Below are 14003 nucleotides of genomic sequence, written 5' to 3' on the forward strand. Positions count from 1 at the left end.
TTCTGTAGCTGTAAGTAAAGAGGGAAAATATTATGAGAAATGTCATTTTATTATTTATGATATTGTTATTGGAAATTTAAATAATAAAGAAATGTTTAATGAATGTGTGTAAGTGATTATTGTTTTTAATTTGTTGTTTTTTAATAATTTATATGGTTTTTTAATCTCTTTTTGTTGAATTATTTCTTTGCGGAATTATAAATTTCATCACAGAAATATAATAAATATTCTAATGGTAGATTTTAGTTTGGTATGCTAATTGTTTATTAGGCCCTCAATGTATTGAAAAATTATATATTTATTATTAAAATATATAAAAAATGTTAAAATAGATTAAAGTCGTATGAATAATTTAAATTTTACCACAATTAGTATAAAAATATCTTTTTTACTAATTTTTGCCTTCTGCAGCATGGTCAATGCTCAGTGTATACCCTACACAGGACAGGCAATACTTAGTGGCAATACCTATTGTTTGAATGGAAACCTTACAGTGAGCAGCAGTATCGCGATTCCGAATGGGGCAACACTTATCATACAATCCGGGCAGTTGCAGTCTGTTGATATTCAGGTTAATGGAGAATTGGATATCCTGGATGGAGCAAGTGTAAAATCTACAGGATCCATTACGATTGGAACATTCGGAACCCAGAAAAATTCGAAAATTAAACTAGGAAAGAAATCATTCCTGTCACTTACAGGATCTGTTTCTCAGGGAGACCCTACTTTTATGGGTGCATTTCCGGGAACCAGCTCTACTATAGAAATGGATGCAGGGAGTGTTGTGGAGATATGCGGAACATTTACCCAGCAGTCAACAACTTATCCTTCCGTTAAATATATAGGAGCTCCCAATGGAAAAGCCTACTGTATTGCAAAAGCTGATGTAAGTGGAGGAGGTCCCGGATCTGTTATCAGTAATGACAGCCAGATTGTAGCCATTGCTATGGGATCCGTTAGTGATCTTGGTGCCGGTGGTTCAAGTTTCTGCGGGCCCAATGCGACACAAGCTACATGCCCGTCTTTATGGCCTGATGGATTATCAAATGATAAAACAAGTTGTGGTAATGCACCTGTTATCATTAACGAAATTGATGATGTTTGTACAAAGCCTGGTGCTTCAGGAACTCCTGATGGTTTTACTAAGTTTGGAATTACTGTACAGCAGAAAAATGCTGCGTGGCCGGAAAATATACCTAACGGTTTCATCGCTCTGGAATCTAAAAATAAAGGTTTTGTCATTACAAGAGTACAGCATGTGAGCCAGACGCTACAGTCTGGTGATGCCGTTGCAGATCCAAAAGAAGGCATGCTTTTATATGATATACAGGATAAATGTGTGAAGCTTTATAACGGCACCGAATGGAAATGTGTAGAGAAAAGCTGTAATGATTAATCTAATTTATAATAAACATATGAAAAATATAAAAAATATCAGTACTGCAGTTGCGCTTATTATTTTTAATTCCTTTTTTGCCCAGGTAGCTATTGATAAGCAGTCTGTAGATGGAAACAGTACAGTATTGGATTTTAATAATGTTTCCAACAATACAAAAGGATTAATTCTTCCGGCTACTTCTGGATTTCCCACAGGAACACTGGTTAATGGAACTTTTATCTTTGATATGAATGATAAAAAAGTAAAAGTATACGAAAATGATGTATGGAAAGATTTGTCAGATGCAGGAAATTCAAATGCCGTAGCTGTAAATAATTCAACAGAATCAGGGAAAGGTGTAGTTATAGGGGATTCTTCCAGCTCTGCAGATGGAGTTCTGGTACTGGAGGCTCCGGATAAGGCAATGATACTTCCAAAGGTAGCCATACCTCATAGCAACGTTAAGAATCCATATCCCGGTATGATTTGTTACGATACGGCCAGTAAAACATTGGCAATATTTGATGGATCAGTTTGGAATTATTGGAAGTAATTATCCTCAATACAATAGATCAATTAAAATATCATAAAAACAGCTGTATAAATCTATACAGCTGTTTTTATGATATGCCTGTTTAAACTAATTAAAAATTGAGTTACAAGCTGAGTAAAATGCTATGAACACTTTAGTTTATCTTAAGCTTAAAATGATTGAAATAAAAAATACACTCAAGTTCAATATGAAGGAAGATCTGGATAGCCATTTTCTTTAGAACATAAAAAAAGATTACACATTTGTATGTGCAATCTTTAATAAACAAATAATATAAGTTGTAATATCTTAAGAAGTATTCGTTCTGAAAAAATACTTCTCGGTTAATTGTGTTTTAAGATATTATTTTCATCATAAAGTATTGTGTTAATAGGCTCCTTTTTTTTCGTTTGTGTTTCTGTCTGATATTATTTGTTTAATTTTTTAAAAACGCTCCCCCTTTAGTTTTGTCATTTGTGTTTTTTGTCATTTGTGTTGTGTTTTTACTTTTTACTAGATTTAAGTAACTAAAAGGGGAGGCTTGCAATTCACTTTCTACTTTTTCAAAATAATTTTAATGATTGTTAATTTTAATTTTTTTTGAAGTTTATATTTTTCACATTGCAAACATATCTAATTACAGAGAATATTTCCAAAAAATAGCATACGACACAGCTACACTATGTATGTGTGTAGTTTGTTTATTTGCTGATAATCAGTCGATTAATTTTTAATTGTTTTTGAAGTGAAAATCAAGTAAAAGAAATAAGAAATGATTTTTTTTTGTTGGCTGCATAAATTATTAGATTATGAGTGGATGATTTTTCAATAAAAAAACAGTAGAAAATGTAAAATTTATGTTTTTTATTATGAAGTAAGCTTTTAGGAAATTGTATTTTTTTGAACAAAAAATAAGATGTTTTTATTGGGATGCTGTTGTGGAATTAAAATTTTTAAACTGAAATCTGATTCTGCATGATACAGGAAAAAGTACAGATTAAAATCTTAAAAAAAGAAAAGTGTTTAATTTTTAACAGACCTCTGATGTATCTTTATAATCTTCCGTGAGAGCAAAAATAATAGATGCCCCGAAGAAAAAAATAAGCTGATGATAAGCTGAAAATTAAAGAATTTGAGCGCTTTCTTTAATACTGCTCATCACGAAAATACTTTTTGTCTGGCCAATTCCTTCAATTTCTGATAGTTTGTTCACAAAAAACTCATGAAATTCATCCATATTAGGAGCCAGAATCTTCAGCATAAAGTCAAAATCACCACTGATGTTGTAGAATTCCACAACTTCCTTCAGTTTTCCTACTTCCTCAATGAATTTTCCTGCTGTTTTTTTATTGTGAACATTCAAGGCAATCATACAGATAACCATCATTCCTTTATTCACTTTTTTACGGTCTACTATAGCCGTATATTCTTTAATGATCCCTAGCTTTTCCATACGCTTAATACGCTCATGGGTTGGAGTGGGGCTCAGGTTGATCCTTGCTGAAATATCCCGGACACTCATTTTAGCATCCTTTTGGAGAAGGCGGAGAATAGACAGGTCTTTTTCATCCGGATTGTAATTTTCTGTTGCCATTTGTTCTGTTTTTATAATAATATGTCTTTAATACAGTTTAATTGTTCTTTTATGGTGTGTGTAATTGTATTATTGTTCCAAATTTACTGTAAAATTTTCACATATGTTCTGTTAATTTTAATTTTGCAGGAAATTTAAATATATGGATACAAGGAAGAATGTAATATTAATTTTAGCATCGGTGGGAACATTTGTAGAGGCTTTGGATATTGCCATTATTAATTTAACGATTCCTTCTATCCAGGAACAGTTCCATATTGGTGCAGAAACCGTTCAGTGGCTGCAGACCCTATATGTATTGTTTTTTGGAGGTTTCCTGATCATTGGAGGAAAACTTTCTGATCAGCTTGGAAGAAAGAAAATGTTTTTGCTGGGAGCTTTTATCTTCATGTTAACATCATTAGGAGCCGGATTATCAGAAAACTTTGAAGTATTAGCTGTATTCCGCGCTTTGCAGGGATTGGGGGCTGCCTTTGTAATGCCGTCAGCATTATCTATTGTGACCAATACTTTCAGAGGCGAGCAGGAGCGAAACCATGCTATTGGAATTTTCAGTTCTTTTGCGGCTATTGGTTCCGGAAGTGGCCTTTCTGTAGGAGGCATCATCAGTACTTATCTAAGCTGGCATTGGGTATTCCTGATTAATGTCCCGATTCTTTTAGTTACACTGATCCTGTCTTACTACTATTTGCCAAAAGATGAGAAAAGCGAAACCGTACAGAAAACAGATGCCGTTTCAGGGATCCTGATGGTGTTAGGGCTTTTAAGCTTAACTTATGGAACACATGAGCTTATTCATATTAAAGAGCAGCCTTTTCTGGTGAGCGGTTCTCTAGTACTTGCTATGGTGCTTTTAGTAATGGTTTTCTACCGATTGAAGTCTGTAGCTGAGCCATTAATTGATTTGCAACTGTTTAAATATAAATCACTTGTGGTTTCTAATGCCGCTTTCTTTACTCTTGGAGCATTTTTTATCGGCTTTTTATTTCTTATTTCATTAATGCTTCAGAAAGATATGGGATATACTGCTGCCTCAGCAGGGTTAATGCTGGTTCCGTTCAGTATTGTCTCAGCTTTAACGGCCAAATTTATTTTACCACAGGTTTCCAAACGATTAAATTCTTCTCAAATGGGAATTTTTGGATGGTTATTTATGCTGACTGGAGGAATATTATTATTGGTAGCTGTCTATACAGGACATCCGTTAACAGTAGTGTTATTGGGAGCTGCATGTATTTCAGGAATTGGAATGACCTTTTGTTTTACCGCTTTATCCGTCACGGGAATTCAGGATGTTGAACCTTCCAATTACGGTGTGGCATCAAGTTTGAGTTCTACAAGTTACTTCTTGGGAGCTGGGATAGGTTTATCTTTCATGACTTTAATGAGTCAGGTTTTTCCATCAGAATTTGCTGTGGGAAGTCTGAATCTGATTATCCTGATTGGTTATGCTGTTTTAGCACTGGGAATGTTATCCTATTTTATAATAAGAAGCTTAAAAGTGAAACGTGCTGAGATGGCAGTTTCATCATAAGTGGCCTTAAAATTACACAAACTATATGAGAAAGGGAATCGGTACTTGTGCCGGTTCTTTTTTATTGAGACTAACATCTCTTGGGTGTAATTCGGATCAGGTGCAAAAGTTGGGGGTAATATAAATTTACCTCAATACACCTTTCTTTGACGCAAAGTTCTATTTTTATTACGCTTGATTTTTAAGTGAGCCAAGAATGAATCGATTAGAAATCGATTTTGATGAAGCTAACTTTTTTATATCGCTTATTCAGCGACAAAGTCGCCTTTCTTTGCTTTCTTAAAATAGAGCATCCGAATTATTTTTCCTTTGCGTGAATAAAAGGTTATTTCCATCCTATTTTCAGGTCAAAATATAAAAATCACATATTTAATGTCATCCAAACAAGAAGTTTTAGTTTAATCCAATTTGCTTAGTCCACAACTTTTGAGACTGATCCTGTAATTCTATTTGTTCTTTTTATTTTTGCAGTATGAGAATACAAATCATTAGCGATCTTCATCAGGAATTTGGAAGTACTGAACTGTGTTTTGACAATTCGGATGTTATAGTATTGGCTGGAGATGTAAACTTGGGAACCAAAGGAGTAGAATGGATAAAGTCTAAGATCCCGGATAAACCGGTAATTTATGTTCTTGGCAACCATGAATATTATAAAGGGGCATATCCCAAAACGCTTTACAAAATTAAAGAAGCGGCTCAGGGCTCAAATGTTTTTGTACTCGAAAATTCTTTTGTGGATATTGACGGAATCCGTTTTCATGGAGCAACATTATGGACTGATTTCTCCATTTTCGGGAATGCTATGGAGTACGGAATGCTATGCCAGTCTAAAATGAATGATTACAAAATGATAAGACGAGATCCTTCCTATTCAAAATTGAGAACCGTAGATACTTTTAAAATACACCAGTTCTCAAAACTATGGTTACAGGAAAGTCTTGAAAATTCAAAAGGACTTAAAAATATTGTAGTCACCCATCATGCACCAAGCATTCAGTCTGTACCCGAATACTATAAGGAAGATCCATTGACCTCTGCTTATGTTTCTGATCTTGAATTTTTTATAACGGAACATAATCCATTATACTGGATTCATGGACATATTCATACTCCTTGCAGGTATAAAGTAGGACAAACGGAAGTTATCTGCAATCCCCATGGATATATAGATGAAAAAGATAACGGGTATGATAAGGAATTGATTATTGAGGTAATATAAAGAGCAATAGGCGATTTATCGATTTATTTATTTTCATTGTACTATATTTTTAGCTTGCAGTAGAATTGTTGGATAATACAATGTTTCATCAATAATTACATTAAGGGAGATGTCTTAAAAATTTATACCTATAAAAATATCAATAGAATTGGGCTTTAGCCCATTTTTTTAAATAATTGAATACCCATTAGCTTTAGCCAAAATATAAAAACATCCCTATTTAGCATTCAAATTTTTTTATTCACTACCTTCGTGTCCTAATTTATCTTTGATGGCTAAAAAAAAACAGACAGAACCTGATTTTGTTTCACAATTGGCTTTTGATGAAGTTCTGGAACAGGTGGAATTTGATCTCAGGATCAAAGAATTTGTTGTCATGGATATTGACAAGGTAAATTATATTATAAAACCAAATATTCCTTACCGTTCAGACTATTTTTGTATTTTTTTAGTACAGAAGGGAAGTGTCAGCTTTCGACTCGATGATACCAGCTATGAGGTGTCTCAGGGAGATGCCGTTTTTTGTCCAATGGCAGAAACTTTTTGGGTAGAAAATATTGCTGAAGATTATAATGCTAAATATATCTTCTTTTCTGTAGATTTTATTTCTCAGGCAGGATTTAATTATAAGTCGAATAATGTGTTAAAAAGCCTGTCATCAGACCCTACCCATATTATCAGGAATGAACCTGATATGTACAGAAAGCTTCAGTTTCATCTTGACGAATTGAAGATGCTGAATAATAAGGAAAAAGACAATTATTATTTCAATGAAATGATTTGGCATCACTTTTCACTGGTAATCTACGAGATTGATAATTATTTCAAAAAAATAGAGAAGCCACATCTGGTGACCCATAGGGAAGATGAGCTTACCACCAGTTTTTTTATACTGGTTCAGGATCATTTCAAAGAAGAGCATAATGTTCAGTTTTATGCTGATAAATTATGCATCAGCCGGAAATACCTTACCAAAGTTATTAATAAAACGATGTTTAAATCTCCCCGGGAAATTATTCATCAGGTGTTGGCTGTAGAAGCCAGGCTTTTACTTAAGAACCCTAATTTAAACATCAATGAAGTCGCTCTGCAGCTGAAGTTTTCAGACCAGGCCTCTTTCAGCAAGTTTTTTAAAAAACATACGGGCAGATCTCCTTTGGAATATAGAAAAGATGATCTATACTGATAATGAATGAGTTATATTGATTGACGTCTTTTTGCTAAATTTAAAGTATAATTCTGATTAAAAATATGAATATCTATCATTTAAATTACCTATGAATGATATTTCTCATGTTTTTAAAAACTAGGCGTCTTTTTGACAAAACAAGAAGTTTTTTGAATAATCCTATTGAATTTTTTTCGTTCGAATTTTGTGCGGTAAATTTAAAAGGAATATTGTTATGCAAAGATTTTTAATTCAGAAATCAACCATACTTTTCCTCTCGCTTATTGTCTTGGCGGGATGCAGGAAAAATAATCAAAATCAATCTTATCAGCAGCAGGCACCCGAACTTCCTGTAGAAACAGTGAAGCAGGGAGATGCTTCTGTTTCCAGGGAATATGCAGCATCTGTAGAGGGCGTTTCCAATGTTGAGATCAGACCTCAGGTAACAGGATATTTAAGTAAAATTTTTGTAGACGAAGGAGATTTTGTGAGAGCGGGGCAGCCTCTTTTCAAAATTGAAGATCAGGTATTCAGAGAGCAGCTTAAAAGTGCCCAGGCCGCTTTGATTACCGCTCAGGCGAACCTTTCCACTTCTAAAATTGATCTGGACAGAAAGAAGGAGCTATTCAGAAATAAAATGGTTTCGGAAATTCAGGTAAAAGAGGCGGAAGCATCTTATAATGCTGCAAGAGGAGCGGTAAGTCAGACCACTTCTTCTATTGAATCTGCAAAGATTAATCTTAATTTTTCTGTGATTAAAGCACCGGTAAGTGGGTTTATCGGAAGGTTCAACTACCGTTTGGGAAGTTTAATGACCCCTGGAAATCAGGATCCTATCACGCTGCTTTCAGATATTCATCAGGTATACACCTATTTTAGTTTAAGTGAAAATGACTTTAATAATTTTCAGAAACAATATGTAGGAAGCAGTATTGATGAAGTGATCAAAAATACACCAGCGGTTTCTCTATTGCTTTCAGGAGGTGAAAAATATGCTGAAACAGGAAGAATTGATGCTGTAGAGGGACAGTTCAATAAAACCACAGGCTCTATTACTTTAAGAGCGAAATTCAATAATCCGAAAAACATGCTGAGAAGCGGAAATACTGGAAAAATCGTGCTGGATCAGTTTTACAGCAATGTTGTTTTACTTCCTATCGCTTCTACAAGAACGATTCAGGATAAAGTTTTTGTATTTACCATTAAAGATGGAAAGGCTGCCATGCTGCCCGTTGAAGTCAATGGAAAAGCAGGAGATCATTTCATCGTATCTACCGGGCTTAAGGCTGGTGATCAATACATTGTTTCCGGTTTCGACAGGTTACAGCCGGGGACTCCTGTAGTGGCTCAGAAGAAGAATGCTCAACAGAAAAAATCGTAAGAAGAAATCATGTTAAAGAAAATTATAAAAAGACCCGTACTGGCAACGGTTATTTCCGTATTGCTTGTTATTCTGGGAATTGTGGGGATGGTAAGTCTGCCGATCACAAAATTTCCGGACATTGCACCGCCTACCGTGATGGTAACGGCAGCCTATCCGGGAGCCAACGCTGAAACGATTGCAAGATCTGTAGCTCCACCGCTGGAAAACGCGATTAACGGGGTAGAAAATATGGATTATATTACTTCTACAGCAAGTAATGACGGAACATTAAGTATTACTGTTATTTTTAAATTGGGAACAGACCCCGACCAGGCAGCCATTAATGTTCAGAACAGGGTAGCACAGGTAACGAACCAGCTTCCTGCTGAGGTGATCCAGGCCGGAATTACTACCGTGAAAAGACAAAACAGTATGATCGCCATGGTTTCTCTGACGAGTAAAGATGGTTCAATGAATGATCTTTTCCTTGAAAACTATGCCAAGATTAATATTGTCCCGGAATTAAAAAGGGTAAAAGGAGTAGGGGATGCTATGGTATACGGAAATAAGGATTATTCAATGCGTATCTGGCTGGATCCGAATAAGCTGACTTCATATAACCTTACTCCTGCGGAGGTTTCCCGCGCTATTCAGACCCAAAACCTTGAAGCAGCACCGGGAAGATTAGGGGAGAGAAGTAAAGAGGTAATGGAATATGTACTTCGCTACAAAGGAAAATTTACAGAGCCGGAGCAATATGAGAATATTACAATTAAAGCACTGAATGACGGTTCTGTCTTAAAATTAAAAGATATCGCCAAGATAGAATTTGGAGCTTACAGTTATACGGTTTCTTCCAATTATAACAAAAAAGCCTCTGTAACGATGGCGATCTTCCAGATGGCAGGATCCAATGCCAATGAAGTACAAATTGCCCTTCAGGAGAGAATGAAAGAACTGGAAAAATCCTTTCCCGAAGGAATGGATTATGAAATTCCGTATGCTACAAAAGAAGCGTTGGACCAGTCTATAGAACAGGTAATCCATACTTTAATTGAAGCATTTATCCTTGTATTTATTGTAGTATACATCTTCTTACAGGATTTCCGCTCTACTTTGATTCCGGCTATTGCAGTTCCGGTATCTATCGTCGGAACCTTCTTTTTCATGAAAGTTTTCGGGTTTTCCATTAATATTCTGACCTTATTTGCTCTGGTGCTCGCCATTGGTATTGTAGTAGATGATGCCATTGTAGTAGTAGAAGCGGTCCATGCTAAAATGGAGCATAAAAAACTGAATCCGAGGGCGGCAACCATGTCAGCCATGAGCGAGATCACAGGAGCTATTGTATCTATTACCCTGATTATGTCTGCGGTATTCGTTCCGGTAGCCTTTATGAGTGGTTCTACAGGGCTATTTTATCAGCAGTTTGCATTAACCTTAGCCATTGCCATCATTATTTCTGCCGTGAATGCACTGACCCTGAGCCCGGCTTTATGTGCTTTATTCTTAAAGCAGCATCACGGTGGTTCTCATGAGAAAATGAATTTTAAAGACCGCTTCTTTGCCGGTTTTAATGCGAGTTTCAATAAACTGACTTTCCGTTACGGAAAAACGGTATTATTCCTGTTAAAAAAGAAATGGATTGCTTTCATCCTGATCTTTGCTTTCGGAGGCTTGTTTGCATGGATGTCTATGACCACACCTAAGGGGTTTATTCCGGATGAAGATCAGAGTTTCATTATTGTAACGGCCAATCTGGCTCCGGGAGCATCTAAAGACAGAACGTCAAAAGTAGTGTCCGATACAGAAGATCTTCTGATGAAAAATCCTGCAGTAGATAAAGTGATTTCTGTAGACGGGCTGAATTTATTCAGTGGCTCTATGTCCTCTTCTGCCGCTTCTATATTTGTTAAATTAAAAAAGGCAGGACAAAGAGGATCTGTTAATAATATCAATGACATTATAGGACAAACCCAGGGAATGCTTTCTCAGGATAAAAGAGCAAATTTCCTTGTGATCAATACCCCAACGGTAGATGGCTTTGGAAATACCAGTGGAATGGAGCTTGTGCTGCAGGACCGTACGAATGGAGAACTTCAGAATTTAGGAAACATTTCTTACGGAATGATGGGTGCTTTGATGCAGAGACCGGAAGTGGCGGTAGCATTTACAACATTTGATGTTACCTACCCCCAGTTTGAAGTGCTTGTTGATGAAGTGAAGTCTGCCCAGCTGGGAGTCAATGTTTCTGATGTATTGGGAGTAATGCAGGGGTATTACGGAAGTATTCAGGCTTCGGATTTCAACAGATTTGGAAAATATTATAGAGTATTGGTACAATCCACTCCGGAGACAAGACAGGATAAAGAATCCTTGAACGGAATTTTCGTTAAAAATAACCTGGGACAAATGGTTCCTGTTAATACATTGGTAAGTTTAAAACAAGTGACGGGAGCTGAAGTGGTGGATAGGTTTAACCTTTTTAACTCATCCAATTTAACCGTAATGGCAGCTCCGGGATACAGTACAGGTCAGGCTATGGCAGCTATTGATGAAGTCAGTAAGCAGGTGCTTCCTCCGGGATATACATATGATTATAAAGGTATGAGCCGTGAAGAAGCAGGGTCCAGCTCACAGTCGGTGATGATTTTCGGATTGTGTATTGTATTTGTATTCTTCCTTTTATCAGCCCAGTATGAAAGCTATATCCTTCCACTAGCAGTATTAATTGCTATTCCTGTAGGATTATCAGGGGTATTTGTGGGGATTACACTGGCTGATCTATCCAATAATATTTATGTTCAGATTGCACTGGTGATGCTGATCGGGCTTTTAGCCAAGAACGGTATCCTGATTGTTGAATTTGCTATACAGAGACGTAGAGCGGGCAAAAGCCTCATTGCTTCTGCCGTTGAGGGGGCCAAAGCCCGTTTGCGTCCTATTTTGATGACCTCTTTAGCATTTATTACCGGATTGCTTCCGTTGCTATTTGTAGTAGGTCCGTCAGCGTTGGGTAACCATTCTATTGGATATGCTGCCATTTCAGGGATGCTTTTCGGAACGATCTTAGGGATTTTTGTAGTGCCTGTTCTTTTCGTGGTATTCCAGGCTTTACATGAGAGAATCAATGGAAGAGTGGTAACGGATGCTGACTGGGAATATTAATTCAAATGATTTTAAAAATGAAAATTAAAAATATAGCCTATATCGCATTCATTTCAGGAACAACTATATCCTGCAAAGTTCAGAAATATGAACGTCCTGAAGTGAAAATGCCTGAAGCCTTCAGAAGCGACAGTATGATGGTGGATCAGAATGAGAATATCGCAAAGATCAGCTACAAAGATTTTTTCAAAGATCCTGTTCTCATAGGATTGATTGACAAAGCTATGGTACAGAATAATGACCTTCAGCTAGCCTTAAAGCAGATTGAGTTTGCCTCATTGGCTTATAATCAGAGTAAATGGGCAAACATTCCTACCGTAAGTGCTGCTGCCAATGCAAACATCAGCCGCCCTTCGGATAACAGTATGAACGGGATGATGGCAGGGCAGTTCATGGGGAAAAGGTATATGGAAGATTATACAGCTTCTGTCAACCTTTCCTGGGAAGCTGATATCTGGGGAAAGATCAAAGGAAGAAAAGAGCAGGCGCTGGCCGAATATCTTAAAACCCAGGAAGCCGGAAAGGCTGTGAAAACCCAGTTGGTGGCAGCTGTAGTGCAGGGATATTATAATGTATTAATGCTGGATACTCAGTTAGAGATCACAAAATCTAACCTTACCTATGCAGAAAATACCCTGAAATTTCTGACAAAACAACAGGAACTTGGATTGACTACAGCGTTGGCGGTACAGCAGCAGGAAATTGTAAGGGATCAGATCTTAAAATCAATTCCGGCTATTGAAAGTTCCGTTACCACACAGGAAAATGCACTAAGTCTGCTTACGGGTTCAATGCCCGGTAAGATTGAAAGAAGTGCGAGCCTGAATACGGTGCAGTCTCCGGACCATATCGCAGCAGGTATCCCTTCAGAGCTGTTAAGCTACAGACCGGATATTAAAAGTGCTGAACTTGAGGTAAGGAAAAGTGCTGCGGCTATCCATGTGGCTAAAATGAGCATGTATCCTTCATTGAGCATTACTGCTCAGGGTGGAGTGAATGCATTTCAGATCAGCAAATGGTTCAGTGTGCCGGGATCACTTTTCGGAATGGCTGCCGGAGCTATTGCACAGCCTATTTTGAATGGTAAGCAGCTGAAAACCCAGTATGAGCAGTCTAAGGTGTTGGCAGATCAGGCTGAAATTACCTTTAAACAATCTGTTTTAAAAGCAGTAGGCGAGGTCTCTGATGCTTTAGTGCAAATTCAGAAGCTTGAGGAACAGCAAAAAATAGCGGAAGGATTGGCTTTAAAATCTAATGAAGCGGTGAAGAAAGCTGATATTTTATTTAAATATAATTCAGCCACTTATGTAGAGGTAATCATTGCACAAACCAATAAGCTTCAGGCTGAAATGGAACTGGCTTCCCTGAAAGCGCAAAGACTGAATGCCATAACGGCGCTCTATCGTTCTGTAGGAGGCGGATGGCAATAAAGTAAAATTGAACCTGCTTCGTCTGTACTGATGAAGCAGGTTTTTAATCCATTATCATTATGAAGAATACAAATATACAGGAGGGAATCATTCTTATTCCGGATTTTAGCGGATTTACAGAATTTGTGTTCAATACAAAACTTTATACAGGAGAATATATTGTAAGACAACTACTTTCTACACTGATCGATGTGAACGGTCGTTATTTTGAAATCTCAGAGATTGAAGGAGATGCCATTTTATTTTATAGGTATGACGAAAATCCTTCCTATCAGAATATTTCGAAAATACTCATGAAAATGAGGAATGCCTTTAATAAAAAAATTGAAGAATTAAGTAAAAGTTTAAGTACTACTATAGCATTATCCTTGAAGTTTATTGTGCACTACGGAACATTTTCACAATATAATATCGGAAGTTTCAGAAAATTATACGGTAAAACCATTGTAGAAGCTCATCAGCTGCTGAAAAATGGGCTTGCAGAACAGCCTTCTTATGCGTTATTCAGCAACTCTTTTTTAGAAAACAGCAACAATCAGGAGACTGATCTTAATAAGGATAAATTTCGTCTGCCGGAAGTAGGCGTTATCCATTATTTTGAAAATATAAACTAG

At 36.7% G+C, this 14003-nt stretch carries 10 protein-coding genes; 9 read left to right on the forward strand and 1 reads right to left on the reverse strand.

The features are described 5' to 3' along the window. Positions 1-343: 343 nt before the first annotated feature. Positions 344-1396, forward strand: a complete 1053-nt coding sequence (locus tag MP478_RS01035; protein ID WP_257199319.1) for a hypothetical protein — start codon at positions 344-346, stop codon at positions 1394-1396. A gap of 19 nt (positions 1397-1415) precedes the next feature. Then, positions 1416-1931, forward strand: coding sequence for a hypothetical protein (locus MP478_RS01040; protein ID WP_257199320.1), 516 nt, complete (start codon positions 1416-1418; stop codon positions 1929-1931). Between the two features lie 1102 nt (positions 1932-3033). Here the strand turns inward: MP478_RS01040 and MP478_RS01045 are convergent. After that, positions 3034-3504, reverse strand: a complete 471-nt coding sequence (locus MP478_RS01045; protein ID WP_257190590.1) for an Lrp/AsnC family transcriptional regulator — start codon at positions 3502-3504, stop codon at positions 3034-3036. 142 nt (positions 3505-3646) lie between these two features. Here MP478_RS01045 and MP478_RS01050 point away from each other — a divergent pair, with 142 nt between their 5' ends. The 7 genes from MP478_RS01050 to MP478_RS01080 all read left to right on the forward strand — a co-directional run bounded on the left by MP478_RS01050 (position 3647) and on the right by MP478_RS01080 (position 14003). Next, entirely contained in the window at positions 3647-5038 is a 1392-nt protein-coding gene (locus MP478_RS01050; protein ID WP_257199321.1) for an MFS transporter, read from the forward strand. A 472-nt stretch (positions 5039-5510) separates the two neighbouring features. Next, complete coding sequence (locus tag MP478_RS01055; protein WP_257199322.1) at positions 5511-6260, forward strand: metallophosphoesterase; 750 nt, start codon at positions 5511-5513, stop codon at positions 6258-6260. Between the two features lie 271 nt (positions 6261-6531). Beyond that, complete coding sequence (locus MP478_RS01060) at positions 6532-7446, forward strand: AraC family transcriptional regulator (protein ID WP_230035673.1); 915 nt, start codon at positions 6532-6534, stop codon at positions 7444-7446. 217 nt (positions 7447-7663) lie between these two features. Beyond that, positions 7664-8809 carry an efflux RND transporter periplasmic adaptor subunit gene (locus tag MP478_RS01065; protein WP_257199323.1) on the forward strand — a complete coding sequence of 382 codons (1146 nt, stop codon included), beginning with the start codon at positions 7664-7666 and terminating at the stop codon, positions 8807-8809. Between the two features lie 9 nt (positions 8810-8818). After that, complete coding sequence (locus MP478_RS01070) at positions 8819-11959, forward strand: efflux RND transporter permease subunit (RefSeq protein ID WP_257199324.1); 3141 nt, start codon at positions 8819-8821, stop codon at positions 11957-11959. A 17-nt stretch (positions 11960-11976) separates the two neighbouring features. Further along, complete coding sequence (locus MP478_RS01075) at positions 11977-13389, forward strand: efflux transporter outer membrane subunit (RefSeq protein WP_257199325.1); 1413 nt, start codon at positions 11977-11979, stop codon at positions 13387-13389. 59 nt (positions 13390-13448) lie between these two features. Then, the gene (locus MP478_RS01080; protein WP_230035681.1) at positions 13449-14003 is read left to right on the forward strand and encodes a DUF2652 domain-containing protein; all 555 of its coding nucleotides are present in this window, start codon (positions 13449-13451) and stop codon (positions 14001-14003) included.

The sequence above is a fragment of the Chryseobacterium sp. WG14 genome (assembly GCF_024586945.1).
Lineage (GTDB): Bacteria > Bacteroidota > Bacteroidia > Flavobacteriales > Weeksellaceae > Chryseobacterium.